At 50.2% G+C, this 25,694-nt stretch carries 27 protein-coding genes; 23 read left to right on the forward strand and 4 right to left on the reverse strand.

All coding sequences use genetic code 11. The features are described from left to right. Positions 1–199 precede the first annotated feature (199 nt). On the reverse strand, positions 200–592 hold the full coding sequence (locus FDW97_RS18245; RefSeq protein ID WP_087856130.1) for a YdeI family stress tolerance OB fold protein: 393 nt from the start codon (positions 590–592) through the stop codon (positions 200–202). Between the two features lie 131 nt (positions 593–723). Here FDW97_RS18245 and FDW97_RS18250 point away from each other — a divergent pair, with 131 nt between their 5' ends. The 4 genes from FDW97_RS18250 (at position 724) to FDW97_RS18265 (ending at position 3,294) form a co-directional block, all read left to right on the forward strand. Beyond that, positions 724–1,227: a hypothetical protein gene (locus FDW97_RS18250; protein WP_085048109.1), complete on the forward strand. Its 504-nt coding sequence runs from the start codon at positions 724–726 to the stop codon at positions 1,225–1,227. Positions 1,228–1,236: 9 nt separating this feature from the next. Further along, a complete protein-coding gene (locus FDW97_RS18255; protein ID WP_038640925.1) occupies positions 1,237–1,683 on the forward strand; it encodes a DUF421 domain-containing protein in 447 nt (148 codons plus the stop codon). 10 nt (positions 1,684–1,693) lie between these two features. Further along, positions 1,694–2,209, forward strand: coding sequence for a 2-oxo-tetronate isomerase (locus FDW97_RS18260; protein ID WP_233638400.1), 516 nt, complete (start codon positions 1,694–1,696; stop codon positions 2,207–2,209). Between the two features lie 176 nt (positions 2,210–2,385). Then, on the forward strand, positions 2,386–3,294 hold the full coding sequence (locus tag FDW97_RS18265; protein ID WP_137351425.1) for an SDR family oxidoreductase: 909 nt from the start codon (positions 2,386–2,388) through the stop codon (positions 3,292–3,294). Positions 3,295–3,389: 95 nt separating this feature from the next. Here FDW97_RS18265 and FDW97_RS18270 read toward each other — a convergent pair whose 3' ends face one another. Beyond that, positions 3,390–4,034, reverse strand: a complete 645-nt coding sequence (locus FDW97_RS18270) for a quinolone resistance pentapeptide repeat protein QnrB12 (protein WP_038640920.1) — start codon at positions 4,032–4,034, stop codon at positions 3,390–3,392. Positions 4,035–4,116: 82 nt separating this feature from the next. Further along, entirely contained in the window at positions 4,117–5,106 is a 990-nt protein-coding gene (gene pspF / locus FDW97_RS18275) for a phage shock protein operon transcriptional activator (protein WP_170973704.1), read from the reverse strand. Positions 5,107–5,261: 155 nt separating this feature from the next. On the opposite strand from pspF, the gene pspA reads away from it, so the two are divergent. The 15 genes from pspA to FDW97_RS18350 all read left to right on the forward strand — a co-directional run bounded on the left by pspA (position 5,262) and on the right by FDW97_RS18350 (position 19,671). After that, positions 5,262–5,930, forward strand: a complete 669-nt coding sequence (pspA, locus tag FDW97_RS18280) for a phage shock protein PspA (protein WP_003020532.1) — start codon at positions 5,262–5,264, stop codon at positions 5,928–5,930. Between the two features lie 54 nt (positions 5,931–5,984). Continuing rightward, complete coding sequence (pspB, locus tag FDW97_RS18285; RefSeq protein ID WP_038640917.1) at positions 5,985–6,209, forward strand: envelope stress response membrane protein PspB; 225 nt, start codon at positions 5,985–5,987, stop codon at positions 6,207–6,209. Next, positions 6,209–6,568 carry an envelope stress response membrane protein PspC gene (pspC, locus tag FDW97_RS18290; RefSeq protein WP_004193243.1) on the forward strand — a complete coding sequence of 120 codons (360 nt, stop codon included), beginning with the start codon at positions 6,209–6,211 and terminating at the stop codon, positions 6,566–6,568. The genes pspB and pspC overlap by 1 nt, the downstream gene beginning before the upstream one ends. A gap of 8 nt (positions 6,569–6,576) precedes the next feature. After that, a complete protein-coding gene (gene pspD, locus FDW97_RS18295) occupies positions 6,577–6,807 on the forward strand; it encodes a phage shock protein PspD (RefSeq protein ID WP_038640914.1) in 231 nt (76 codons plus the stop codon). A gap of 191 nt (positions 6,808–6,998) precedes the next feature. Then, positions 6,999–8,681: a sugar phosphorylase gene (locus tag FDW97_RS18300; protein WP_170973705.1), complete on the forward strand. Its 1,683-nt coding sequence runs from the start codon at positions 6,999–7,001 to the stop codon at positions 8,679–8,681. A gap of 13 nt (positions 8,682–8,694) precedes the next feature. Further along, positions 8,695–9,987 carry an ABC transporter substrate-binding protein gene (locus FDW97_RS18305; protein ID WP_085048114.1) on the forward strand — a complete coding sequence of 431 codons (1,293 nt, stop codon included), beginning with the start codon at positions 8,695–8,697 and terminating at the stop codon, positions 9,985–9,987. Positions 9,988–10,007: 20 nt separating this feature from the next. Then, entirely contained in the window at positions 10,008–10,889 is an 882-nt protein-coding gene (locus tag FDW97_RS18310; RefSeq protein WP_038643191.1) for a carbohydrate ABC transporter permease, read from the forward strand. Further along, the gene (locus FDW97_RS18315) at positions 10,876–11,718 is read left to right on the forward strand and encodes a carbohydrate ABC transporter permease (protein WP_038640909.1); all 843 of its coding nucleotides are present in this window, start codon (positions 10,876–10,878) and stop codon (positions 11,716–11,718) included. Before FDW97_RS18310 ends, FDW97_RS18315 begins: the two co-directional genes overlap by 14 nt. A 27-nt stretch (positions 11,719–11,745) precedes the next feature. Continuing rightward, positions 11,746–12,798: a zinc-binding alcohol dehydrogenase gene (locus tag FDW97_RS18320; RefSeq protein ID WP_069324992.1), complete on the forward strand. Its 1,053-nt coding sequence runs from the start codon at positions 11,746–11,748 to the stop codon at positions 12,796–12,798. Positions 12,799–12,814: 16 nt separating this feature from the next. Further along, a complete protein-coding gene (locus FDW97_RS18325) occupies positions 12,815–13,603 on the forward strand; it encodes a sugar phosphate isomerase/epimerase (RefSeq protein WP_038640905.1) in 789 nt (262 codons plus the stop codon). 10 nt (positions 13,604–13,613) lie between these two features. Beyond that, entirely contained in the window at positions 13,614–14,669 is a 1,056-nt protein-coding gene (locus FDW97_RS18330; protein WP_137351428.1) for a Gfo/Idh/MocA family protein, read from the forward strand. Next, positions 14,666–16,942 (forward strand): glycoside hydrolase family 65 protein, encoded by a 2,277-nt coding sequence (locus FDW97_RS18335; protein ID WP_137351429.1) that lies wholly within the window; start codon positions 14,666–14,668, stop codon positions 16,940–16,942. Before FDW97_RS18330 ends, FDW97_RS18335 begins: the two co-directional genes overlap by 4 nt. Further along, positions 16,939–17,607, forward strand: a complete 669-nt coding sequence (gene pgmB, locus FDW97_RS18340; protein ID WP_038640899.1) for a beta-phosphoglucomutase — start codon at positions 16,939–16,941, stop codon at positions 17,605–17,607. Before FDW97_RS18335 ends, pgmB begins: the two co-directional genes overlap by 4 nt. A gap of 10 nt (positions 17,608–17,617) precedes the next feature. Beyond that, complete coding sequence (locus FDW97_RS18345) at positions 17,618–18,700, forward strand: ABC transporter ATP-binding protein (RefSeq protein WP_038640897.1); 1,083 nt, start codon at positions 17,618–17,620, stop codon at positions 18,698–18,700. 65 nt (positions 18,701–18,765) lie between these two features. Beyond that, entirely contained in the window at positions 18,766–19,671 is a 906-nt protein-coding gene (locus FDW97_RS18350; protein ID WP_137347860.1) for an OmpG family monomeric porin, read from the forward strand. 31 nt (positions 19,672–19,702) lie between these two features. Here the strand turns inward: FDW97_RS18350 and FDW97_RS18355 are convergent, their stop codons facing one another. Next, entirely contained in the window at positions 19,703–20,713 is a 1,011-nt protein-coding gene (locus FDW97_RS18355) for a LacI family DNA-binding transcriptional regulator (RefSeq protein WP_038640893.1), read from the reverse strand. A gap of 230 nt (positions 20,714–20,943) precedes the next feature. On the opposite strand from FDW97_RS18355, the gene pspE reads away from it, so the two are divergent. From pspE to tyrR, 4 genes are all read left to right on the forward strand, one after another. Further along, the gene (gene pspE / locus FDW97_RS18360) at positions 20,944–21,261 is read left to right on the forward strand and encodes a thiosulfate sulfurtransferase PspE (protein WP_038640891.1); all 318 of its coding nucleotides are present in this window, start codon (positions 20,944–20,946) and stop codon (positions 21,259–21,261) included. Positions 21,262–21,403: 142 nt separating this feature from the next. Further along, positions 21,404–22,801, forward strand: a complete 1,398-nt coding sequence (locus FDW97_RS18365) for a YcjX family protein (protein WP_069324996.1) — start codon at positions 21,404–21,406, stop codon at positions 22,799–22,801. Beyond that, positions 22,798–23,859 (forward strand): YcjF family protein, encoded by a 1,062-nt coding sequence (locus tag FDW97_RS18370; protein WP_087856139.1) that lies wholly within the window; start codon positions 22,798–22,800, stop codon positions 23,857–23,859. Before FDW97_RS18365 ends, FDW97_RS18370 begins: the two co-directional genes overlap by 4 nt. A 146-nt stretch (positions 23,860–24,005) precedes the next feature. After that, positions 24,006–25,547, forward strand: a complete 1,542-nt coding sequence (gene tyrR / locus FDW97_RS18375) for a transcriptional regulator TyrR (protein ID WP_038640886.1) — start codon at positions 24,006–24,008, stop codon at positions 25,545–25,547. Positions 25,548–25,694 lie beyond the last annotated feature (147 nt).

Consider the following 25,694-nt stretch of genomic DNA (forward strand, 5'->3'; position numbering starts at 1 on the left):
CCTGCTATCCACTTTGCATATCCTCTATTAGCTATCTTAGCATTTTCATGGCACCTCTGACTCGCTTAAACGCCGGATTCAATGGCGGGAGGTGTCTGACGGGAAAAATGAGTCTGTTGTGTGGGAGGAATGTCTGCAGAATCAGAGGAAAATAAACAAGAATGAGGCGGGAAGAGTGAATATCTTCCCGTATGTCGAATTACTTCTGGATTTTATTAACGCGTACCACCGGCGGTTGCATTTTAGCGTCAAGGCTACCGTTAATCCTGATCATTTGATCGGGTTTTACCGTTCGGCCATCAAAGACGGCAAGCGGAATAAGGGTATTGATCGTGCCGGTTTTGTCACGGAAGATAAACTTATCTCCTCCTTGATCCTCAATGAGATTACCCCGTAAAGAGATAGTCGCTCCGTCATGCATAGTTTTAGCTTGTTGGACGGTCATGATTCTTGCATCTTCAGTGCCGCGATATCCTTCATCCAGTGCGTGGGCAGGTGGCGGGGCGGTATCTTTTTTCAATCCACCATTATCATCGGCAAACGCTGATGGCAATAAAAAACAACACAGTAAGGGGGCGAAAGATATTTTCATAGAGCCTCCATAGAAATTGATTTGACTTATTAAGTTTGGTTGCTATTTATTAATCTGGCGAGTGGGATAAGTCTCAAATGATAATTTTTCAATAAAACAAAGGATTGGTGTGATATAAGCGAGGCGGTGAAATGAACAGAGAGAAAGCCCATTTGCAAGGAGTGAAAGAGAGTCAGCGTTTTCTGAATTTTGAATCAGGCTTTCACAAGATTGGTTTTATCTGTTTGCTCTGCATTGTATTACTTGCTACTGCGGGAGCGTTTTCCGGCGGGTATTTAAGTGAGGTAACGAGAAAAAACACCTTAAAGACAACAGAGTTACAATTCGAAAAATTTGGTCGTTTGCAAACGGAATTTAAATTTAAAATCTCGGCACAGAAGCATGATTCTGTGAACATGACGTTGCGCATTGGCGGCGATTTCAACAACTTTTATGAGATGGAAAATATTTGGCCGCAGCCAGACAGCATGTACAGCAAGGGTAATCATCTTTACCTTGTCTACAATGATTCTGAAGCAACGCAGGATTTTACTGTCTGGCTGCAGGTTACGCCCGTGAAGCCAGGAAGTGTAATGAGTTTTCTCCAGCTAAATGGCGAACCTGAAATCCGCTTCAGACAATTTATTTATCCTTAGGAGGTGGGTATGGAGATGGTCTTCCGGGCATTAGCCATTTACCTTATTTTGCTGGTGGTTTTCAAAATAGCCGGTCGCCGGGCATTGTTACAAATGACCAGCTTCGATCTGATTTTATTACTGATTATCAGTGAAGCAACTCAGCAAGCCTTATTGGGTAATGATTTTTCGCTAACCGGCGCCATGATCACGATTGTCACACTGGTTACTATTGATATTCTGTTTGGTTTCATTAAGAAAAAGGTAGGTGGGGCAGAATCTGTACTGGATGGCTCTCCGGTTATCCTGCTTGATCACGGGATCCCTTTATTGGATAAAATGAAGAAAGTGGATGTTTCTCTTGACGATATATTAGTCGCTGCGCGGCAAAATCAGGGGATTACCGAATCCAGTAAAATCAAGTATGCCATTCTGGAACGTAACGGACATATTTCTGTCATTCCTGAAGAGAATTAGCGAGGCGGTAATGAACACGGAGTACAATGACGCAAAAACACGCAATGAACTGACGAAACGGGTTGCAAAAACGCTTATTGATCGCGGTTTAACGTTGACTACCGCAGAATCTTGTACAGGAGGAAACTTGGCCGCCGCGCTTTGTGCACAGGCGGATACCGCAGAATTTTATGATATCGGCGTTATAACCTTTAGCGATCGCGCCAAGCAGAAAATGCTCGGCGTGCGGGCCAGTACGCTGGAGAAATATAGCGCCGTTAGTGAGCAAACGGTCAGTGAGATGTCTGCAGGGATACGTGAGCAAGCCGAAACCGACATCAGCATAGCCATTAGCGGATATGCGGGGCCGGAGGGTGGGGAGGATGGTACTCCTGCAGGAACGGTGTGGTTTGCGTGGAATTTCCGCGGGCGGATAATAACAAAACGGGAATATTTTTCCGGGGATTGCCAGGACGTTATAGAAAAGGCGGTACGTTTTAGCCTGGCGGTATTGGTTGAAGAAGTTTCAGCCTGGAAGAACAAATAAATAAACCAGGACTTATCCGAGTAAATATCTCAACGCAATGTGAAGTTATCATCGTAAGGACCAGGTTAATATTTGGCAAAAATTAAGTTGTGGGTAAATTATAAAGGTCATGTCATTCATTTTGTTCTACGCTTATTAGTCTTTGCGATGAATGATGACTCATGAGAGGTGATTGAATGACTGACCTAAATAAAGGAAAACAGACCACCAATAAAACTAATTCAGAACGTTTTCCGCAGCCGCCTTTTCCACATCAAAAACAACCTTTTCCGGGTCTGGCTGGAAAAATGCAACCGCGTCCCGATCATGGCGAAGAAAGCTATCAGGGAAGCGGCAGGTTAAATGGTCGCAAGGTATTAATTACCGGAGGTGACTCAGGTATTGGGCGTGCTGTTGCCATTGCTTATGCCCGCGAAGGCGCCGATGTCGCGATTAATTATTTACCTGAAGAAGAGGACGATGCGCGTGAGGTTGTCGAATTGATAAAAAAAGCAGGGAGAAAAGTCGCGGCGATTCCCGGTGATATTCGTGACGAAACTTTCTGTAACCATCTGGTAAAACAGGCGGTAGAAGCGCTGGGAGGGTTGGATATTCTGGTGAATAACGCCGGTCGTCAGCAATTTTGCGAATCGATCGAAGACCTCACCACAGAAGAGTTTGATGCGACATTCAAGACCAATGTCTACGCCATGTTTTGGATCACCAAAGCGGCTGTTCCTCATTTCTCACGAGACAGCGTGATTATTAACACCTCGTCGGTACAGGCTTATGAGCCAAGTGAGATCCTGCTTGATTATGCTCAGACCAAGGCGGCGATAGTGGCATTTACTAAATCGCTGGCAAAGCAACTGGCACCCAAAGGGATCCGTGTGAATGCTGTCGCGCCTGGACCGTACTGGACGGTATTGCAGTGTTGCGGCGGCCAGCCACAGGAAAAAATTGAGAAATTTGGCGCAAATGCGCCGCTCTGTCGGCCAGGCCAACCGGTAGAAATTGCCCCTCTGTATGTCACTTTAGCGGCTGAAGAGAACAGCTATACATCCGGTCAGGTATGGTGTTCTGACGGGGGGACCGGAACTCTCTGACGTCTATGTTCGCTGAGTCGAAACGTCCGCGGGGGAAAGCCAGCGCGGACAATACTGTTTAAGGGCAGGGGGCGGCAGGCACCGCTCTCTGAATATTAACCAATGACAGCGATGCCAAGACGTTCCAGGATCAACGATGCCTGGTAGCTGTCCAGTTTGACGCCTTGCAAATCAACACCCCGGACATCGAGATCGCCCAGTTCTGAATTGGTCAAATCACAGTGCGTAAAGTTTGCGGCCCGCCAGTCGAACGACGAAAACTCACCGCCGGAAAGATCTGAACCACTGAACGTCGCCCCCAGTACCTGAGTACCCATCCAACGGTTTTCCCACAGCTCGCACTTTTCCAGTACGACTTTTGAAAAGTTGGCGTAGCTTAAGTTGGTATTGGTGATATAGGCGCTACAAAACCAGGTGCGTGTGGTAATCATATTCATAAAGCTTGCGCCGCGAAAATCTGAACCTTGTGCGCGGCAGTGGCGAATTTCGATTCCCAGCGCGCTCACATTCCTGAAATCCGCCATGGAGAGATCACAACTTTTGAAAATGGCATCTTTCAGGATAGCGCGACTAAAATTACACCCTTTCTGGCTTTCTCGATCATAGAACTGGCAGCCAATAAACTCAGTGCCGCTGAGGTCGGCACCCGAAAAATCACAGTTGAAAAATGTGCTATTTTCAACTTTCGCACCAGTGAATCTGTTTCTGTCAATTTTTTCGCCAACTAACGCCAGAGTCATCATGATTAACCTGTTTTTTTATACAGTAATTGCATCATGGTAAACTGTTTTAACCCTCGCGTCCAACGTCTGCCCCTGTACGCTAAATTTGGTGTTTCTTGAGTAACGCACGGAGCTGATGGTAGGTCAGACCTAATAATTCAGCGGCTTTTTTCTGATTAAATTTTGCCTGCTGTAAGCTGGTTTGCAAAAATTCCTTCTCCTGCTGCTGTTGGAACTCACGCAGATCCAGCGGTAAGGTTACGGATGCAGGTCTGGTTTCCTGCGCCTGCGGCGGTGTGGTGTGACGCCTGAACGGGTCAATCACAATCTCATTCAGCGGGTAATCGCTGGTCCCGTGTCGGTAAACTGAACGCTCCACGACGTTTTTCAGCTCACGAATATTGCCCGGCCAACGGTAGTGGAGGAGCGTTTCTTTGGCCTCGTCGGTGAACCCTGGAAACAACGGTAACCCGATCTCACGGCACATCTGAATGGCAAAATGTTCAGCCATTAACATGATGTCGCTTTGACGTTCGCGTAACGGTGGGAGTTGCACCACATCAAAAGCCAGACGATCCAGCAGGTCCGCGCGGAACGTGCCTTCACTTACCATGCGCGGCAGGTCGGCATTGGTTGCGCAAACCAGTCGTACGTTGACCTGCAGCGGCTGGCTACCGCCGACGCGTTCCAGCTCTCCGTACTCAATAACGCGCAGCAGTTTTTCCTGTACCAGCATCGGGGCGGTCGCCAGTTCATCAAGAAATAGCGTGCCGCCATCGGCGCGTTCGAACCGACCCGGATGACGTTTCTGCGCGCCAGTAAAGGCGCCAGCTTCGTGACCAAAAAGTTCGGAATCGAGTAAATTTTCGTTGAGCGCCGCGCAGTTAAGTGAAATAAACGGGCCTTGCCAGCGGGTGGAGAGATAGTGCAGGCGGTTGGCGATAAGCTCTTTCCCCGTACCGCGTTCCCCAATGACCAGCACAGGTTTATCCAGCGGCGCAAGATGAGAAACCTGCTCCAGAACTTCAATAAAGCTGTTCGCTTCGCCCAGAAGATTATCTTTGTATCCTGCCATGATGAAATTCACCATTTGTTAGTGTTATTCACCAATTTACCCTATTTATCCCGGCAGGTAAAATTGGATATTTTCAAATAATTCAATAGATTAAAAAGTTGGCATGCGAAGTGCATTAGAACAGCAGCAGGGCATTGCCCGATATCAGAACAGTAAGTGAGGATTACATTATGGGTATTTTTTCTCGTTTTGCCGACATCGTGAACGCCAACATTAATGCGTTGCTGGAAAAGGCTGAAGATCCGCAGAAGCTGGTGCGGTTGATGATCCAGGAAATGGAAGACACGCTGGTTGAAGTGCGCTCAAACTCCGCACGCGCGCTGGCAGAAAAGAAACAGTTATCGCGTCGTATCGAACAGGCCAGCGCCCAACAGGCAGAGTGGCAGGAAAAAGCAGAGCTGGCGCTGCGCAAAGAGAAAGAAGATTTGGCGCGTTCTGCGTTAATCGAAAAACAGAAACTGACTGACCTGATTGCCTCCCTGGAGCATGAGGTAACGCTGGTTGACGATACGCTGGCGCGCATGAAAAAAGAGATTGGTGAACTGGAAAACAAACTTAGTGAAACCCGTGCTCGTCAGCAGGCGTTGATGCTGCGCCATCAGGCGGCAAGCTCTTCCCGTGATGTTCGTCGTCAACTGGACAGCGGCAAACTGGATGAAGCGATGGCGCGCTTTGAATCTTTTGAGCGCCGAATCGATCAAATGGAAGCTGAAGCTGAAAGCCATAACTTCGGTAAGCAGAAGTCTTTGGATCAGCAATTTGCTGACCTGAAAGCAGATGATGAAATCAGCGAGCAGTTGGCGCAATTGAAAGCCAAAATGCAGCAAGACAAGCAATAATAATATCTGGCGGTGCCCGAACGCGCCGCCGCTCATCACCTGTAAGGAGTACTCATGAGCGCGCTATTTCTGGCCATCCCGTTAACCATCTTTGTGCTGTTCGTCTTACCGATTTGGCTCTGGCTGCATTACAGCAATCGTTCCAGTCGCGGCGAGCTGGCGCAAAGTGAACAACAGCGTCTGGCTGAACTTAACCAGGACGCACAGCGGATGCGTGAGCGCATTCAAGCGCTGGAAGACATCCTTGATGCTGAACATCCAAACTGGAGGGACCGCTAATGGGGGGCGTTAATCTGAACAAAAAACTGTGGCGTATACCGCAGCAAGGCATGGTGAAAGGGGTTTGCGCGGGTATTGCGCATTATCTCGATGTTCCTGTGAAACTGGTGCGGATCCTGGTGGTGCTGTCCATCTTTTTTGGTCTGGCCTTTTTCACCTTTGTCGCCTACATCGTACTGACGTTTGTGTTGGATCCGATGCCGGACAACGTGGTTTCCGGAGAACAGCAGCCATCAAGCGGTGAGCTGTTGGATGCTGTCGATCGTGAGCTGGCTGCAAGTGAAAAGCGTTTGCGTGAGATGGAGCGTTATGTGACATCTGATACCTTCACATTACGCAGCCGTTTCCGCCAATTGTGAGGTTAAAAATGAATAATCGCTGGCAACGTGCCGGGCAAAAGGTAAAGCCGGGCTTTAAAATAGCAGGTAAGCTGGTGCTGCTGACTGCGCTGCGCTATGGCCCGGCTGGAGTAGCAGGGTGGGCCGTGAAGTCCGTGGCCCGACGTCCGCTAAAAATGTTGCTGGCGTTAGTACTTGAACCTTTGTTGAGCCGGGCAGCGACAAAATTGTCGAAACGCTATTCAGGTAATCAACCCTGATATCCGAAACAACAAAAGCAAGCAACAATTAATCAACATTCCCTCAGTTAATTTGCGGCAGCTCACAAATACGATTTTTTGGCTGCCAAAATTCTTTTATAACCCCCCTCCAGGCCACCTCAGCTGATTGACAGCTTATTTCCGGCAGAGTAGTCTCTTGCGTCATGGGACCGCTACCACGAGAAATGAAGGTGAACCAAAAAATCCAAAAATGTCTGAGTGAAGTCTATGGCGACACATTTTCTTCACTTCACTATGAAGCGCTGGTTGCGCGTTTAGAAAAATCACAAAAATTAATTAAAAAAAACCGTAAAGCGCATTGGGATGAAGGTGATGTCGTTCTGATCACCTACGCCGATCAATTTTACGCGGAAGATAAAAAAACGCTGCCAACGTTTAATCAGTTTTATAATGAATGGCTTAAGTCGACATTTTCTCATGTGCATCTGTTGCCATTTTATCCGTGGTCATCGGATGATGGTTTTTCAGTAATTAATTACTATCAGGTTGCCGAAGAAACCGGTGACTGGAATGATATTAAGCAATTAGCTGAATCCAGTCGACTGATGTTTGATTTTGTTTGTAACCATATGTCAGCTAAAAGCGAATGGTTTAATAACTATTTGCAACAGCTTGACGGTTATGAAGAATTCTTTATTGCGATGGATCCTGATACGGACCTGAGCAACGTCACGCGCCCACGTGCATTACCGTTACTGACCCCGTTTACGCTGAAAGATAATACTGTGCGTCATCTCTGGACGACATTCAGCGACGACCAGATCGATCTCAACTATGCCAATCCATTGGTATTACTGGCGATGGTCGATGTACTGCTGAGTTACCTGGAGCAGGGCGCTGATTATGTCCGCCTGGATGCGGTTGGTTTTATGTGGAAAGAGCCAGGGACAACCTGTATTCACCTGGAAAAAACGCATCAGCTTATCAAACTGTTCCGCGCTATTGCTGATTGCGCGGCACCTGGTACGGCGATTATTACTGAAACGAACGTTCCGCATAAGGATAACATTTCCTATTACGGTAATGGCCGCGATGAGGCGCACATGGTGTACCAGTTCTCGCTGCCGCCGTTGGTGCTGCATGCGGTGCAACGCCAGGATACAACGACATTGTGTCAGTGGGCGCAATCACTGGAACTGCCATCGACTGAGACCACATGGTTTAATTTCCTCGCATCGCATGACGGAATTGGCCTCAACCCGTTACGGGGCCTGTTACCTGAAGATGAAATCATGCGACTGGTGACGGAATTACAACAGGAAGGCGCCCTGGTTAACTGGAAGAATAATCCTGATGGTAGCCGAAGCCCGTATGAAATTAACGTAACCTATATGGATGCGTTAACGCCGGGTAATAGCAGTGATGCTGAAAGATTTTCCCGCTTTATACTTGCCCATGCCATTTTGCTGAGTTTTCCTGGTGTGCCAGCGATTTATATTCAAAGTATCCTCGGATCGCGCAATGACTATGAAGGTGTGGAAAAACTGGGTTATAACCGGGCGATCAACCGTAAAAAATATCATATAAGACAAATAGAAACGGAACTGGCCGATGAAACTTGTTTGCGTCACGCCATTTACCATGAGTTATCCCGATTAATTGTTCTGCGGCGTAATAACAAAGCATTTCATCCTGATAGTGATTTTAAGATTAACAGTGTTACACCGGCCGTTATGCAAATTAAACGTACGGCAGAAACAGGCGAAGAAATTACTGGTTTATTTAATATCAGCGCTCAGACACAAACCATTAATATTGATATTGAAAATGGATTTGATTTGATTAGCGAAGAAAGTATTTCGGGTAAGGAATTAACGTTACACGCCTGGCAGGTTATGTGGATTAAGAAATAAAAAGGAACATTCCATGCTTAAAGCTAAAATTGTGCTGATTTCAGCACTGGTGTCCTGCGCCCTGGTTACCGGGTGTAAGGATGATAAAAAATCCTCTGTCGCGATTGAATTTATGCACTCTTCTGTAGAACAGGAGCGGCAGGCGGTTATTGCCAAACTGATTGAGCGCTTTGAAAAAGAGAACCCCGGTATCAGCGTCAAACAGGTTCCTGTTGAAGAGGATGCTTACAACACCAAAGTGATTACCCTCGCACGTAGCGGTTCACTTCCTGAAGTCATTGAAACCAGCCATGACTACGCGAAAGTCATGGACAAGGAATCGCTTATCGATCGCAAAGCGGTGGCGCAGGTCATCAACGGTGTGGGTGAAGACGCGTTTTATGATGGCGTACTGCGTATTGTGCGTACCGAAGATGGCTCTGCATGGACCGGGGTACCGGTTAGCGCCTGGATTGGCGGGGTCTGGTATCGCAAAGATGCACTGGCAAAAGCAGGGCTGGAAGAGCCGAAAGACTGGCAGCAACTGCTCGAAGTGGCGCAGAAGTTAAACGATCCGGGCAGTAAAAAATATGGTATTGCGCTACCTACGGCGGAAAGCGTATTGACCGAACAGTCCTTCTCTCAGTTCGCGCTCTCTAACCAGGCTAACGTTTTCGATGCGCAGGGAAAGATCACGCTCGACACGCCGGAGATGGCCCAGGCGTTGCAGTATTACCGCCAGCTTGCGATGAATACCATGCCGGGATCTAACGACATCATGGAGGTCAAAGACGCTTTCATGAACGGCACTGCGCCGATGGCTATTTATTCCACCTATATCCTCCCGGCGGTGATTAAGGAGGGGGATCCTAAAAATGTTGGTTTTATGGTTCCGACGGAAAAAACGTCTGCCGTCTACGGCATGTTGACATCGCTGACCATAACCGCAGGTCAAAAAACCGAAGAGACAGAAGCCGCAGAAAAATTTGTCACCTTTATGGAGCAGGCCGACAACATTGCTGACTGGGTGATGATGTCCCCTGGCGCTGCGCTCCCGGTCAATAAAGCAGTGGTGAATACCGCAACGTGGAAAGATAACCCTGTTATTAAAGCACTGGGTGAATTACCCGATCAACTGATTGCCGAACTGCCGAATATTCAGGTGTTTGGCGCAGTCGGCGATAAGAACTTTACCCGCATGGGCGACGTTACGGGTTCCGGTGTCATAAGCACCATGGTGCACAACGTCACGGTAGGAAAAGCCGATCTTTCAACGACGATGAAGGCAAGCCAGACCAAACTGGATGACCTTGTTGAACAGCGCTAATGGGGAAATGGAAAGCCGTGATGAATAAGTTCTTCTCAGGTCGATCGGATATGCCATTTGCCATGCTGCTGCTGGCGCCCAGCTTGCTCTTGCTGGGTGGTTTAGTCGCATGGCCGATGATATCTAACATCGAAATCAGCTTTATGCGTCTGCCGCTTAATCCACAAATTGAGTCAACATTTGTCGGCTTGAGCAACTATATCCGTATCTTAACCGATCCCGGATTCTGGCATTCGCTGTGGATGACGGTCTGGTATACCGCGCTGGTTGTTGCCGGGAGCACGGTGCTGGGACTGGGAGTGGCGATGTTTTTTAACCGTGAGTTTCGTCTGCGGAAAACGGCGCGCTCGCTGGTGATCCTCTCTTACGTAACGCCATCAATTTCGCTGGTGTTTGCCTGGAAATACATGTTCAACAACGGCTACGGCATTGTGAACTACCTCGGCGTGGATCTGCTGCATCTGTACGATCAGGCGCCGCTGTGGTTCGACAATCCCGGCAGCAGCTTCGCACTGGTTGTACTTTTCGCCATCTGGCGCTACTTCCCGTATGCCTTTATCTCATTTCTGGCGATTTTGCAGACTATTGATAAATCGTTGTATGAGGCGGCGGAAATGGATGGCGCGAACGCCTGGCAACGGTTTCGTATCGTCACGCTGCCAGCGATCATGCCGGTGCTGGCGACCGTAGTCACGCTGCGTACGATCTGGATGTTCTATATGTTCGCCGATGTTTATCTGCTGACCACTAAAGTCGATATTCTCGGGGTCTATCTCTATAAAACGGCGTTTGCATTCAATGACCTGGGTAAAGCGGCTGCTATTTCTGTCGTCCTCTTCGTCATCATTTTCGCTGTTATCCTGCTGACCAGAAAACGGGTGAACCTCAATGGCAACAAATAAGCGCACGCTTGGCCGCATCGGCTTTTACTGTGGATTAATTGTCTTCCTCGGTATCACGTTATTTCCGTTTTTTGTGATGCTGATGACCTCATTTAAAAGCGCAAAAGAGGCGATTTCACTGCATCCCACGCTGTTACCTCAGCAATGGACGCTGGAACATTACATCGACATTTTCAACCCGATGATCTTCCCGTTTGTTGACTACTTCCGTAATAGCCTGGTGGTATCGGTCTCGTCATCGGTGGTGGCGGTGTTTCTCGGCGTCCTCGGAGCGTATGCGCTGTCCCGCCTGCGTTTTAAGGGGCGGATGACCATCAACGCCAGCTTTTACACGGTGTACATGTTCTCGGGGATTTTGCTGGTGGTGCCGTTGTTCAAAATCATTACGGCCCTCGGCATTTATGACACCGAAATGGCGTTGATCATCACCATGGTGACCCAAACGCTGCCGACAGCCGTGTTCATGTTGAAAAGCTATTTCGACACCATTCCGGATGAGATCGAAGAAGCTGCGATGATGGATGGATTAAATCGTCTGCAAATTATCTTTCGCATCACCGTCCCGTTGGCCATGTCTGGTCTGGTTTCGGTCTTTGTGTACTGCTTTATGGTCGCGTGGAATGACTATCTGTTTGCCTCGATTTTCCTCTCCAGCGCCAGCAATTTTACCTTACCGGTCGGTCTGAACGCGCTGTTCAGTACGCCTGACTATATCTGGGGACGCATGATGGCCGCATCGTTGGTCACCGCATTGCCGGTGGTCATTATGTATGCGCTTTCCGAACGTTTTATTAAGAGTGGTTTGACCGCAGGCGGCGTGAAAGGCTAAGCGGCCAGTTTAATTAAGGAGTTGTAAATGAAGAAGTTAGTTGCCACCGAACCGCGTGTTGCAGCGCTGGTGGAATATGAAGACAGAGCGGTATCCGCCAATGAAGTGAAAGTCCGCGTACGTTTTGGCGCACCCAAACATGGCACTGAAGTAGTCGATTTCCGCGCTGCCAGTCCGTTTATTGATGAAGATTTTAACGGCGAATGGCAAATGTTTATGCCGCGTCCGGAAGGGGCGCCGCGCGGAATCGAGTTCGGTAAGTTCCAGCTTGGCAACATGGTTGTGGGCGATGTCATTGAGTGTGGTAGCGATGTGACCGATTACGCTGTCGGCGACTCTGTCTGCGGATATGGTCCACTGGCAGAAACGGTCATCTTTAATGCCGTGAACAACTACAAACTGCGCAAAATGCCGGAAGGCAGTTCGTGGAAAAATGCCGTGTGCTATGACCCTGCACAGTTCGCTATGAGCGGTGTGCGTGATGCCAATGTGCGCGTCGGTGACTTTGTGGTCATCGTCGGGTTAGGGGCAATTGGCCAGATCGCCGTGCAACTGGCTAAGAAAGCGGGAGCGTCAGTGGTGATTGGCGTGGATCCGATTGCCCATCGTTGTGATATCGCGCGTCGCCATGGGGCTGATTTCTGTCTGGACCCGATTGGCACTGACGTGGGCATGGAAATTAAAAAGCTGACCGGCAAACAGGGCGCGGATGTGATCATCGAAACCAGCGGCTATGCGGATGCGCTGCAATCAGCGTTACGCGGTCTGGCCTACGGAGGCACCATCTCCTATGTCGCCTTCGCAAAACCTTTTGCCGAAGGATTTAACCTGGGCCGTGAAGCGCATTTCAACAACGCCAAAATTGTCTTCTCCCGCGCCTGCAGTGAACCAAATCCAGATTATCCGCGCTGGAATCGCAAGCGCATTGAGGAGACCTGCTGGGAACTGTTGATGAACGGTTATCTGAACTGTGAAGAACTTATCGATCCGGTAGTCACCTTCGCCAGCAGCCCGGAAAGCTATATGCAGTATGTCGATCGCCATCCGGAACAAAGCATCAAAATGGGCGTGACGTTTTAATTAAGGAATGCAGAAAATGAAAATCGGAACACAGAATCAGGCTTTTTTCCCGGAAAATATTCTCGAGAAATTCCGTTACATCAAAGAGATGGGTTTTGATGGTTTTGAAATTGACGGCAAATTGCTGGTCAACAATCTTGAGGAAGTGAAAGCGGCGATCAAAGAAACAGGTCTGCCCGTGACCACCGCCTGCGGGGGCTATGACGGTTGGATCGGTGATTTTATCGAAGAACGTCGTTTGAATGGTTTACAGCAGATCACCCGCATTCTTGAAGCGCTGGCCGAAGTCGGCGGGCAAGGGATTATTGTCCCTGCCGCCTGGGGCATGTTTACCTTCCGCCTACCGCCGATGACCTCTCCGCGTAGCCTGGAAGGCGATCGCAAAGCCGTCAGTGATTCATTGATTTATCTCGATAAAGTCGCCGAACGTACGGGCACGGTGGTGTATCTCGAGCCACTCAATCGCTATCAGGATCATATGATCAACACCCTGGCGGATGCTCGCCGCTATATCGTGGAAAACAACCTGAAGCATGTGCAAATCATTGGTGATTTTTACCACATGAATATCGAAGAAGACGATATGGCGCAGGCGCTGCACGATAATCGCGATCTGCTGGGTCACGTGCATATTGCGGATAACCATCGTTATCAGCCGGGGAGCGGTACGCTGGATTTCTCTGCGCTGTTTGACCAACTGCGTGAAGATAATTATCAGGGTTACGTAGTGTATGAAGGACGGGTACGGGCGGAGAACCTGCCGGAAGCATACCGTCAGTCGCTGGCCTGGCTGCGTACCTGCTAAGAGGATTTCCGTGAAAAGTGCACTGACAAGCGCTCCGCTACGTGTCGCCATTATCGGCGCCGGGCAGGTAGCGGATAAAGTTCATGCTTCGTACTACTGCACCCGCAACGATCTGGAACTGGTGGCTGTCTGTGACAGCCGCCTGTCACAGGCGCAGGTGCTGGCAGAGAAATACGGTAATCCGCAGGTTTGGGACGATCCGCAGACGATGTTACGCGAAGCAAAGCCAGATATCGTCAGCATCTGTTCGCCCAATCGTTTTCATTATGAACACACCATGTTGGCGCTGAACGCTGGCTGCCATGTGATGTGCGAAAAGCCCCCCGCCATGACGCCAGACGAGGCGCTGGAGATGTGTAAAACGGCGCGGCGGATGGGAAAAGTACTGGCATATGATTTTCACCATCGTTTCGCACTGGATACCCAGTTGCTTCGCGAACAGGTGATGGCAGGCGCGCTGGGCGAAATCTATGTCACTAATGTCCGCGCTTTGCGTCGCTGCGGCGTACCCGGCTGGGGTGTTTTTACCAACAAGGAACTGCAGGGCGGTGGGCCGCTGATTGATATCGGTATCCATATGCTTGATGCCGCGATGTATGTGTTGGGCTTCCCGGCGGTAAAGCGTGTTAACGCGCACAGCTATCAGCGTATTGGCACACGTAAGAGCAGCGGCCAGTTCGGGGCATGGGATCCCGAGACGTACACCGTTGAGGATTCTCTGTTCGGCACGATCGAATTTCATAACGGTGGGATCCTGCGTCTTGAGACCTCTTTCGCGCTGAATATTCCTGAACAATCGATTATGAACGTCAATTTCTGCGGCGATCTTGCCGGGGCGACCTTATTTCCGGCGCAGGTCTATACCGATCGTGACGGGACGCTGGATGTGCTGTTCCAGCGCGAAATAGCCGATGACAATCGTCATTTTCGCAGCATGGAGGCCTTCGTGAATCACGTTCAGGGCGAGCCTGTCGCTATTGCGGACGCAGAGCAGGGCGTCGTTATTCAACAACTGGTTGCCGCACTGTATGAATCGGCTGAAACAGGAACATATGTAGACTTATGACGAAGCCAGTAATGCTAACCGAACCGGCTTTTTGCCCACACAGCCTCAACAAATATGCGTCGCTGATGACGCTTGGCAACGGCTATATGGGGATTCGCGCCAGCCACGAAGAAGCCTACACCCTACAAACTCGCGGCATGTATCTGGCGGGACTGTATCACCGGGCGGGGAAAGGTGAAATTAATGAACTGGTTAATCTGCCTGATGTGGTGGGTGTGGAGATCGCGCTTAATGGCGAGATTTTCTCACTAACCAGCGGCGTGATTGAGCGCTGGCATCGTGAACTGGATTTTGCCAGCGGAGAATTACGCCGTACCCTGGTCTGGCGAGCGCCCGGCGGCGCACGTTTCGCTATTGAGAGTCGGCGGTTTGTCTCGGCGCAAAAACTGCCGCTGTTTGCTATGGAAGTTGCCGTTACCCCGCTGGATGGTGATGCGAGCATTGGCATCTCAACCGGGATTGATGCCACGATCACCAATCATGGACGTCAGCATCTGGATGAAACGCAGGTCCGGGTATTTGGTCAGCATCTGCTGCAAGGCATTTACACCACCCAGGACAATCGCAACGATATCGCGATCGCGACGTTTTGCGACGTAGACGGTGCGGCGCAGCGCTGCTTCACCGCCAAAGAACGTCGGTTGTTACAACACAATACCGTGCAGGCGAAAACCGGACAACGCGTTACGCTGACGAAAATTAGCTGGATCGACTGGGCGAGCGAGCGCAGCCTGTCGCTGGAAACCTGGGCACGCCAGTCGCTACGTAATCTGGAAGCGTGCGCCCAGCAGGGATACGATGCGCTGCTGGCGGAGTCGACCGCTAACTGGCATGCCTGGTGGCAAAGCCGTCGCGTTCAGGTCACCAGTAATGATATGAGCGATCAGCGAGCGCTGGATTATGCGCTCTATCATTTGCGTGTAATGACGCCAGATCACGATGAGCGCAGCAGTATTGCGGCGAAAGGTCTGACAGGCGAAGGGTATAAAGGTCACGTTTTCTGGGATACCGAGGTCTTTCTGTTACCGTTCCATCTCTTCACCGAGCCGAAAACAGCAAGAAGTTTATTACGTTACCGCTGGCATAATTTGTCGGGCGCGCGTGAGAAAGCCCGCCGCAACGGTTGGCAGGGGGCGCTGTTTCCCTGGGAGAGCGCGCGCAGCGGTGAGGAGGAGACGCCTGAATTCGCGGCGATCAACATCCGTACCGGGCTGCGGCAGAAAGTGGCCTCCGCACAAGCTGAACATCATCTCGTGGCGGATATAGCCTGGGCGGTGATCAATTACTGGCATGCCACCGGGGATATGAACTTTATGTCCCGTGAAGGTATAACGCTGCTTCTGGAAACAGCGAAGTTCTGGATCAGCAGAGCCGTCATGGTTAATGACCGTTTAGAGATCCACAATGTAATTGGCCCGGATGAATACACAGAGCATGTGAACAACAATGCGTTCACCAACTACATGGCCTGGTACAACGTGGAGCAGGCGCTCGGTTTTGCGCGTCGCCTGGGCTGTAGCGATGAGACCTTTATTCACCGTGCTGAGCATTTTTTACGCCATCTGTGGCGACCGGAAGCGTTGTCCGATGGTGTGTTACCTCAGGACGACACCTTCCTGAGCAAACCGGTTATCGATCTGTCCAGTTACAAAGCGAAAGCGGGCAAGCAGACGATTTTGCTCGATTACTCCCGTGCAGAGGTCAATGAGATGCAAATTCTCAAACAGGCCGATGTGGTGATGCTGACCTATATGCTGCCGGAGCAATTCAACCCGCAAACCTGTCTGGCGAACTTGCGCTTTTACGAGCCGCGCACCATTCATGACTCGTCTTTGAGTAAGGCTATCCATGGGATTGTGGCTGCACGTTGTGGTGATTCAGAGCAGGGGTATCGCTTCTGGCGTGAAGGATCGCTTATCGATCTCGGAGACGATCCACATAGCTGTGATGACGGTATCCACGCTGCGGCGACGGGGGCCATCTGGCTGGGCGCAATTCAGGGATTTGCTGGCGTGAATGTTCGCCACGGGGAGTTACATCTTGCCCCTGCATTGCCTGACCATTGGCAAACTCTCTCTTTCCCACTGCGTTGGCAGGGCGTTGATATGCAGGTCACTATCAATAAAGCAGAGATCCGCATTAGCAGCACTGAGCGTATTACCTTGTGGGTTAATGGCGAAAAGATCGCCGTCCAGGGGACGTCAGCGATTACCTATGACGGTATTATTACGTCTATTTATGGGACCGCTACCACAAAAAAGGACGATGAATGATACTCAAACCACAGGCCATCATTTTTGATTTGGATGGCGTGATTACCGATACCGCGCATCTGCATTTCCTGGCGTGGCGGCAGGTAGCCGACGAAATAGGGATTGCGATCGACGAAGCATTTAATGACAGCCTGAAAGGGATTAGTCGTGGCGAGTCACTGCAGCGTATTTTGCACCACGGCGGAAAGGCGGGGGAGTTTACTCCCGAGACTTGCGCACAATTGGCTGAGAGAAAAAATCGTCTGTATGTCCATTCTTTGCGCCAGTTAACGGTTAACTCGGTATTGCCGGGGATTCGCGAACTGTTAATGACATTACGGGAAGAGCGGATTCCGGTGGGGCTAGCCTCAGTGTCGCTCAATGCGCCCACTATTTTACAGGCGCTTGATCTTAGCGCTTGTTTTGACTTTTGTGCGGATGCGGCGCTGATTACCCGTTCGAAACCGGATCCGGAGATTTTTCTGGCTGCCTGTGCGGGTCTTGGCGTTGACCCGCAGCAGTGCATTGGCATAGAAGATGCTCAAGCAGGCGTGGATGCGATCAACGCCTGCGGCATGCGCTCTGTTGGCATCGGTACGGGGCTGAACGGGGCAAACTTGCAGCTCCCTTCAACCGAATTTCTGACGTGGCCGTGCTTATCGGCTTTCTGGCAACACGACAAGTAAAGGATTCAACATGGCACAGCTTTCGTTGCAACATATTCAAAAAATTTACGACAACCAGGTGCACGTCGTTAAAGACTTCAATCTGGAAATCGAAGACAAAGAGTTTATTGTTTTTGTTGGGCCTTCCGGTTGCGGGAAGTCTACGACGTTGCGCATGATCGCCGGCCTGGAAGAGATCAGCGGCGGCGATCTGCTGATTGACGGTAAACGGATGAATGATGTGCCGGCGAAATCGCGCAATATTGCGATGGTTTTTCAGAACTATGCGTTGTACCCGCACATGACCGTCTATGACAATATGGCGTTTGGCCTGAAGATGCAGAAAATTGCTCCGGCGGTGATCGAGGAGCGCGTTAACTGGGCGGCGCAAATCCTTGGCCTGCGCGATTATCTGCAGCGTAAACCTGGCGCGTTATCCGGCGGTCAGCGCCAGCGCGTGGCGCTGGGACGTGCGATTGTTCGTGAGGCGGGGGTCTTCCTGATGGATGAGCCTTTATCGAATCTCGATGCCAAACTTCGCGTGCAGATGCGGGCAGAAATTAGCAAACTGCATCAGAAACTGAATACCACCATGATATATGTTACCCATGATCAAACCGAAGCCATGACGATGGCGACGCGTATTGTGATTATGAAGGATGGTATTGTTCAACAGGTTGGCGCACCGAAAACGGTGTATAACCACCCGGCAAATATGTTCGTCGCCGGATTTATTGGCTCGCCGGCCATGAATTTTATTCGTGGCGCGATTGATGGTAATAAATTCGTTACCGAAACGCTGAAGTTAACCATTCCCGAAAATAAATTAGCACAGCTAAAAGCGCAGGGTTATGAGCATCAGGCCGTTACGCTGGGTATTCGTCCTGAAGACATACATCCGCAGCCTAATAATGAAAATAATGTATCAGCAAAAATTAGCGTCGCAGAATTAACAGGCGCTGAGTTTATGCTTTATACCATCGTTGGGGGGCATGAGTTAGTGGTCCGTGCTGGGGCAGTGAATGATTATCACGCAGGAGAAAATATCACTATTCATTTTGATATGGCGAAATGCCATTTCTTTGATGCTGAAACTGAAGTGGCTATTCAATAAAATTCTGGGGGGATAACCCCCCAAACCTTGGTGTTTTTTTTAGAGTATTTTAACAAGGAATAATAATGAAAACCCTACTGTCCGCTACTGCGCTGATTATGAGCGCAGGAGTGGCCTGCGCGCAGGCCGCTGAAAAAAATGACTGGCGCTTTAATATCGGTGCCATGTACGAAATAGAAAACGTTGAAGGTCAGGGCGAAGATATGGATGGACTGGCTGAGCCGTCAGTCTATTTTAATGCGTCCAATGGACCATGGAAAATATCTGTGGCCTATTATCAGGAAGGTCCGGTTGATTACAGCGAGGGGAAACGCGGTACCTGGTTTGATCGCCCGGAACTGGAAGTTCGCTATCAATTCCTCGAAAGCGAGGATGTTAATTTCGGCCTGACCGGTGGTTTCCGTAATTACGGCTATCACTATGTTAATGAACCAGGAAAAGACACTGCCAATATGCAGCGCTGGAAAGTTCAGCCGGACTGGGATATTAAACTTAGCGACGATTTGCGTTTTAGCGGCTGGCTGGCAATGTATCAATTCGTCAATGACTTGAGTACCACGGGTTACTCAGATAGCCGCGTTGAAAGCGAAACCGGTCTGAATTATACCTTCAACGAAACGGTGGGCTTAACGGTCAACTATTATCTCGAACGCGGTTTTAATCTGGCGGACTCGCGTAATAATGGTGAGTTCTCAACCCAGGAAATTCGTGCTTACTTACCGTTGTCTTTCGGCAATACCACCCTGACGCCGTACACCCGTATTGGCCTCGACCGCTGGACGAACTGGGACTGGCAGGATGATCCAGAACGTGAAGGGCATGATTTCAATCGCCTTGGTTTACTGTATGCTTATGATTTCCAGAATGGTTTATCAATGTCACTGGAATATGCCTATGAATGGGAAGATCACGACGAAGGTGAAAGCGACAGATTCCATTATGCGGGGATTGGTGTGAATTACGCATTCTAAAATGTGCAGGGGCATTGTTATGCCCCTGTTTTTACACCAGTGAGTCGGCCAACGATATTTGCGTACCCACGGTGATGTTCTGCAATCCTTTCTCACCGGCAATCAGATTAAATAATAAATTACAGCTTTGTTCGCCGAGTTGCTGGGTTGGGACATCAATGCCTCCCGGCACGGGTGTCAGCATAAATGACAGCAGTTCATTACTGTAGCCTACAACGGCAAGCTGTTGCGGAATGGCGATATTTTTCTCAGCCGCCACGCGATATAAACTCATTAACTTTAAACTGTCGGTGGCAAATACTGCGTCGGGTAACGGTTGTTGACTCAGTAATTTCCGCGAAGCGAGCAGGGCGGTCTCATGAGTATAACCCCCATCAATAATCCACTCATCGCGTATTTGAATATTATGTGCCTGAAGACTGGCTTTATACCCGTTGACGCGATCGATGGAAACATGAACGTCAAGCGGGGCATGTAAACAGGCAATATTACTGTGGCCGCTCTCAATAAGCGCATTTGTCAGTGTGATGCTGTCACGATAGTTATCAGTGTCTACAGAATACACATTGGCATACTCTCCTTCCACTTTACCAATAACCACGACCGGGACGTTATATTTATCCAGTCTTGCAAAAAAAGATTCATCGGCGGGAGAACTCAGCATAATGATGCCTTTGATCAATTTTTGCTTAATTTTACTCTCACATTTTTGTAAATCATCTTCGGTGCTTCGCGACGTCTGTAATATGACATCAAAACCGACTTCTTCGGCTTTGGCCGTAATAGCATGCAGCACTTCAGAGAAAAAGGGATTACCGGCGGTTGTTTTGGCAGAACGGGTTGATATCACCATTATTGCGTCAAAGCCGGAAGAGGTGAGCGCCCGAGCCAGTTTATTGGGCTGATACTGTAACTCATCAATAGCGCGCAGCACTTTTTCCAGCGCTTCCGGCGAGATGTTGGTTTGCTTATTCAGCACGCGCGATACCGTGGATTTTGATACGCCAGCGGCTCGTGCAATATCATAAATGGTAGGAGACATAGATCCCAAGCTCCGTCCGAGAGTCAATGGCGGACATATTATGGAGTTCAATGCCGAATGACAACAATCACAGAATGCTGACAGAAAAATCAAAAGACACACCGCACAATGTGTTACCTGAAGAACAATGCGATCTGCTGGTGTGTACGATGATAATGCAGTCGCAATATTTTCTTAAGAACTGGCGTATAGTGTTGTAGTGAAATCCAACTATCGATCAGGAAGATATTATGTTTAAAAAAGGCGTATTAGCGTTGGCTCTGGTCATTGGCATGCCGGTTTATGCTGCCGAACACTGGATTGATGTTCGTGTTCCTGAGCAATACCAACAGCAGCATATTCAGGGGGCCGTCAATATTCCGTTAAAAGAGATGAAGGCGCGTATCGCAACAGAAGTGCCTGATAAGACCGACACCGTGAAGTTGTATTGCAACTCCGGGCGTCAGTCGGGGCAGGCGAAGGATATGCTCGTTGAAATGGGCTACACGCAGGTGACGAATGAAGGTGGAATCAACCAGATCGCGCTGCCAAAAGTAGAGAATAACTAAACCATCCGTATATCTTCTGTAACAGGCGGCAGGAATAATGCCGTCTGACACCGTTCAGGTAGTTGATAAATAAGAATTGACCCCTATCTTTACTTCCTGTTTGTTATAATTTCTTCGGTTCCTTCAGCATAACGGGATGGCGATGAAGCGACTTAAAAATGAACTCAATTCGCTGGTTAATCGCGGCGTAGATCGGCATTTGCGCCTGGCTGTCACCGGGCTTAGCCGTAGCGGTAAGACTGCGTTCATCACCGCGATGGTAAACCAGTTACTCAATATTCATGCCGGTGCGCGACTGCCGTTGCTCAGCTGCGTGCGCGAAGAACGTCTGCTCGGCGTTAAACGGGTTCCTCAACGTGATTTTGGCATTCCGCGCTTTACCTATGATGAGGGACTGGCTCAACTGTATGGTTCTCCGCCAGCCTGGCCGACACCGACGCGCGGGGTGAGCGAAATTCGCCTGGCGCTGCGCTACAAGTCCAATGACTCTTTGCTGCGCCACTTCAAAGACACCTCCACGCTATACCTGGAAATCGTCGATTATCCGGGCGAGTGGCTGCTCGATCTACCGATGCTGGCGCAGGATTACCTGAGCTGGTCGCGGCAAATGACCGGATTATTGCAAGGTCAGCGGGGCGAATGGTCGGCCAGATGGCGACAGCTATGCCAGGGGCTGGATCCGCTGGCCCCTGCTGATGAAAACCGTCTGGCGGAAATTGCCGCCGCGTGGACGGAGTATTTGCATCAGTGCAAACAGCAGGGACTGCATTTTATTCAACCAGGACGCTTTGTCCTGCCGGGAGATATGGCGGGGGCGCCCGCGCTGCAATTCTTCCCGTGGCCGGATGTGGAAGAATACGGCGAATCTAAGCTGGCACAGGCGGACAAACACACCAACGCAGGCATGTTGCGCGAGCGGTTTAATTACTATTGCGAAAAGGTTGTGAAGGGCTTTTATAAGAATCACTTCCTGCGTTTTGATCGCCAGATTGTACTGGTGGATTGCCTGCAACCGCTCAACAGCGGGCCACAGGCGTTCAATGATATGCGTCTGGCGCTGACCCAATTGATGCAAAGCTTCCATTACGGGCAGCGTACGCTGTTTCGTCGGCTGTTCTCTCCGGTGATCGACAAACTGTTATTTGCCGCCACCAAAGCTGACCATGTCACGGTCGATCAGCACGCCAATATGGTGTCGTTGCTCCAGCAACTGATTCAGGATGCCTGGCAAAACGCCGCGTTCGAAGGTATTAGCATGGATTGTCTGGGCCTGGCATCGGTACAGGCAACCACCAGCGGCCTGATTGATGTGAAAGGCGAAAAGATCCCGGCGCTGCGTGGCAATCGCCTGAGCGATGGCGAACCGCTGACCGTCTATCCTGGTGAAGTGCCCGCACGACTCCCAGGACAGGCATTCTGGGACAGCCAGGGATTTCAGTTTGAAGCATTTCGCCCGCAGGTGATGGATGTTGATAAACCCTTACCGCATATCCGTCTTGATGCCGCGCTGGAGTTTTTAATAGGAGATAAATTGCGATGAGCGAGCCGTTAAAACCGCGTATCGATTTCTCAGGTCCGCTGGACGTGGAACAAAACACGGCGTTTAAAGCGCAGCAAATGTTCAATGAAACGGAAGCGCAGACCTTTGCTCCGGCGACACTGGATGAGCCTCTGGAAGACGAAGGTCAGGCAGAAGCGGTGATTGATGCTGCCTTGCGTCCTAAACGCAGTTTGTGGCGCAAAATGGTGATGGGCGGGCTGGCGCTGTTTGGTGTGAGTGTTGTCGCACAGGGCGTACAGTGGACCATGAATGCCTGGCAGACTCAGGACTGGGTCGCGCTGGGAGGGTGCGCCGCGGGCGCGCTGATCGTCGGCGCAGGCGTGGGTTCAGTGGCGACCGAGTGGCGCAGGTTGTGGCGTTTGCGCCAGCGAGCGCATGAACGTGATGAAGCGCGAGACCTGCTTCATAGCCACGGAACAGGAAAAGGTCGCGCATTTTGTGAAAAGCTGGCGCAGCAGGCGGGTATTGATCAGTCCCATCCGGCGTTACAGCGCTGGTATGCCTCTATCCACGAAACGCAAAACGATCGTGAAATCGTCAGCCTGTACGCCCATCTTGTGCAACCGGTGCTGGACGCGCAGGCGCGACGTGAGATCAGTCGTTCTGCGGCTGAATCCACGCTGATGATTGCCGTCAGCCCACTGGCGCTGGTGGATATGGCATTTATCGCCTGGCGCAATCTGCGGCTGATTAATCGTATTGCCTCGCTGTATGGCATTGAGCTCGGGTATTACAGTCGTCTGCGTCTGTTCCGGCTGGTGCTGCTGAATATCGCCTTTGCCGGCGCCAGCGAATTGGTCCGCGAGGTTGGTATGGACTGGATGTCGCAAGATCTGGCGGCGCGCTTATCCACACGTGCTGCGCAGGGTATTGGTGCCGGGCTGTTAACGGCGCGTCTGGGTATTAAAGCGATGGAACTCTGCCGTCCGCTCCCGTGGATCGATGACGATAAACCACGACTTGGGGATTTTCGCCGCCAGTTGATTGGTCAGGTCAAAGAGACCTTACAAAAGAACAAATCTCCGCGTGAAAGTTAACTGGAACAGGGCGTCGATGGTATAACTTTACGCCGCGGCGCCCAATTTTCCAGCGTGCTGTCAATATTTGTTGACAGAGTTCTTCCTGCAAACCAAATACTGTCTTATCATTTAACACATAATCCCTTGTCCAGGTGAAGGTTCCTATGCGTTTGGAAGTCTTTTGTGAAGACCGACTTGGTCTGACCCGCGAATTGCTCGATTTACTGGTGCTAAGAAGCATTGATTTACGCGGTATCGAGATTGACCCCATCGGGCGAATTTACCTTAATTTTGCGGAGCTGGAGTTCACCAACTTCAGTAGTCTGATGGCTGAAATCCGCCGTATTTCAGGAGTTACGGATGTACGTACCGTCCCCTGGATGCCTTCCGAACGGGAACATCTGGCGCTGAGTGCGCTGCTCGAGGCATTGCCTGAACCCGTTCTTTCTCTGGATATGAAAAGCAAAATTGAGATGGCGAACCCTGCGAGCTGTCAGCTTTTTGCTCACTCTCAGGAGCGGATGCGTAATCATACTGCCGCCCAGTTAATCAATGGTTTTAACTTCCAGCGCTGGCTCGAAAGCAATCCGCAGGATTCACATAGCGAGCATGTCGTGATTAACGGACAGAATTTCCTGATGGAAATTACGCCAGTTCATTTGCAGGGTGAAAATCAGGAGCAAATGCTGACGGGAGCCGTCGTCATGCTGCGTTCCACCATCCGGATGGGGCGTCAGTTGCAAAATATGACCACGCAGGATCTGAGCGCGTTTAGCCAGATTATTGCCGTCAGCGCCAAAATGAAGCATGTCGTAGAACAGGCCCGTAAGCTGGCGACGCTGAGCGCACCGCTGCTGATCACCGGTAATACCGGTACGGGTAAGGATCTCTTTGCCCATGCCTGTCATCTGGCGAGCCCGCGTGCGGCGAAGCCGTATCTGGCGCTGAACTGTGCGTCGATCCCTGAAGACGCGGTCGAAAGCGAGCTGTTTGGTCACGCAGGGGAAGGTAAAAAAGGGTTCTTCGAGCAGGCTAACGGCGGCTCGGTGCTGCTGGATGAGATTGGCGAAATGTCGCCGAGCATGCAGACCAAATTGTTGCGTTTCCTCAATGACGGGACCTTCCGCCGGGTTGGCGAAGATCATGAAGTCCATGTCGATGTACGTGTGATTTGCGCCACGCAAAAGAACCTGGTGGAGCTGGTGCAGAAAGGTTTGTTCCGCGAAGATCTGTATTATCGTCTGAACGTGCTGACCCTCAACCTGCCGCCGCTGCGCGATTGTCCGCAAGATATCATGCCGCTCACCGAACTGTTTGTGGCGCGTTTTGCCGATGAACAGGGCGTACCGCGTCCGAAACTGTCCGCGGATCTCAGTACGGTATTAACCCGCTACGGTTGGCCAGGTAACGTGCGTCAGCTTAAAAATGCCATCTATCGGGCGTTGACCCAGTTAGAGGGATATGAGTTGCGGCCACAGGATATATTATTGCCAGATTACGATGCGGCAACGGTTGCGGTCGGAGAAGAGGTGATGGAAGGCTCGCTGGATGAAATTACCAGCCGCTTTGAACGCTCTGTACTGACGCAGTTGTATATGAATTACCCCAGTACGCGCAAACTGGCCAAACGACTTGGTGTTTCACATACTGCGATCGCTAACAAGTTACGCGAGTATGGTTTGAATCAAAAGAAAAGTGAAGAATAAAGTATTATTGCCAATCCTGATTATGGGGTTGGCATTTTTTATTTGTTCATATTATTAATTTATTTTAATGTATTTATATTGAATATTAATACTCATGTGACCAGTATCCCTCATTCTTAATTAATTATCCCTGTAGTTGCTATTCAT

The sequence above is a fragment of the Citrobacter sp. wls708 genome (assembly GCF_005281255.1).
Classification (GTDB): Bacteria; Pseudomonadota; Gammaproteobacteria; order Enterobacterales; family Enterobacteriaceae; genus Citrobacter; species Citrobacter werkmanii.

Coding starts and splice junctions, on each gene's coding strand:
- FDW97_RS18325 (WP_038640905.1), top strand. CDS start 12,815: ATGAAAATCGGAACACAGAATCAGGCTTTTTTCCCGGAAAATATTCTC.
- FDW97_RS18320 (WP_069324992.1), top strand. CDS start 11,746: ATGAAGAAGTTAGTTGCCACCGAACCGCGTGTTGCAGCGCTGGTGGAA.
- pspA (WP_003020532.1), top strand. CDS start 5,262: ATGGGTATTTTTTCTCGTTTTGCCGACATCGTGAACGCCAACATTAAT.
- pspB (WP_038640917.1), top strand. CDS start 5,985: ATGAGCGCGCTATTTCTGGCCATCCCGTTAACCATCTTTGTGCTGTTC.
- FDW97_RS18310 (WP_038643191.1), top strand. CDS start 10,008: ATGAATAAGTTCTTCTCAGGTCGATCGGATATGCCATTTGCCATGCTG.
- FDW97_RS18345 (WP_038640897.1), top strand. CDS start 17,618: ATGGCACAGCTTTCGTTGCAACATATTCAAAAAATTTACGACAACCAG.
- tyrR (WP_038640886.1), top strand. CDS start 24,006: ATGCGTTTGGAAGTCTTTTGTGAAGACCGACTTGGTCTGACCCGCGAA.
- FDW97_RS18350 (WP_137347860.1), top strand. CDS start 18,766: ATGAAAACCCTACTGTCCGCTACTGCGCTGATTATGAGCGCAGGAGTG.
- FDW97_RS18335 (WP_137351429.1), top strand. CDS start 14,666: ATGACGAAGCCAGTAATGCTAACCGAACCGGCTTTTTGCCCACACAGC.
- FDW97_RS18305 (WP_085048114.1), top strand. CDS start 8,695: ATGCTTAAAGCTAAAATTGTGCTGATTTCAGCACTGGTGTCCTGCGCC.
- FDW97_RS18270 (WP_038640920.1), bottom strand. CDS start 4,034: ATGACTCTGGCGTTAGTTGGCGAAAAAATTGACAGAAACAGATTCACT.
- FDW97_RS18260 (WP_233638400.1), top strand. CDS start 1,694: ATGAACACGGAGTACAATGACGCAAAAACACGCAATGAACTGACGAAA.
- FDW97_RS18250 (WP_085048109.1), top strand. CDS start 724: ATGAACAGAGAGAAAGCCCATTTGCAAGGAGTGAAAGAGAGTCAGCGT.
- pspD (WP_038640914.1), top strand. CDS start 6,577: ATGAATAATCGCTGGCAACGTGCCGGGCAAAAGGTAAAGCCGGGCTTT.
- FDW97_RS18315 (WP_038640909.1), top strand. CDS start 10,876: ATGGCAACAAATAAGCGCACGCTTGGCCGCATCGGCTTTTACTGTGGA.
- FDW97_RS18245 (WP_087856130.1), bottom strand. CDS start 592: ATGAAAATATCTTTCGCCCCCTTACTGTGTTGTTTTTTATTGCCATCA.
- FDW97_RS18370 (WP_087856139.1), top strand. CDS start 22,798: ATGAGCGAGCCGTTAAAACCGCGTATCGATTTCTCAGGTCCGCTGGAC.
- FDW97_RS18255 (WP_038640925.1), top strand. CDS start 1,237: ATGGAGATGGTCTTCCGGGCATTAGCCATTTACCTTATTTTGCTGGTG.
- pgmB (WP_038640899.1), top strand. CDS start 16,939: ATGATACTCAAACCACAGGCCATCATTTTTGATTTGGATGGCGTGATT.
- FDW97_RS18355 (WP_038640893.1), bottom strand. CDS start 20,713: ATGTCTCCTACCATTTATGATATTGCACGAGCCGCTGGCGTATCAAAA.
- pspC (WP_004193243.1), top strand. CDS start 6,209: ATGGGGGGCGTTAATCTGAACAAAAAACTGTGGCGTATACCGCAGCAA.
- FDW97_RS18265 (WP_137351425.1), top strand. CDS start 2,386: ATGACTGACCTAAATAAAGGAAAACAGACCACCAATAAAACTAATTCA.
- pspF (WP_170973704.1), bottom strand. CDS start 5,106: ATGGTGAATTTCATCATGGCAGGATACAAAGATAATCTTCTGGGCGAA.
- pspE (WP_038640891.1), top strand. CDS start 20,944: ATGTTTAAAAAAGGCGTATTAGCGTTGGCTCTGGTCATTGGCATGCCG.
- FDW97_RS18365 (WP_069324996.1), top strand. CDS start 21,404: ATGAAGCGACTTAAAAATGAACTCAATTCGCTGGTTAATCGCGGCGTA.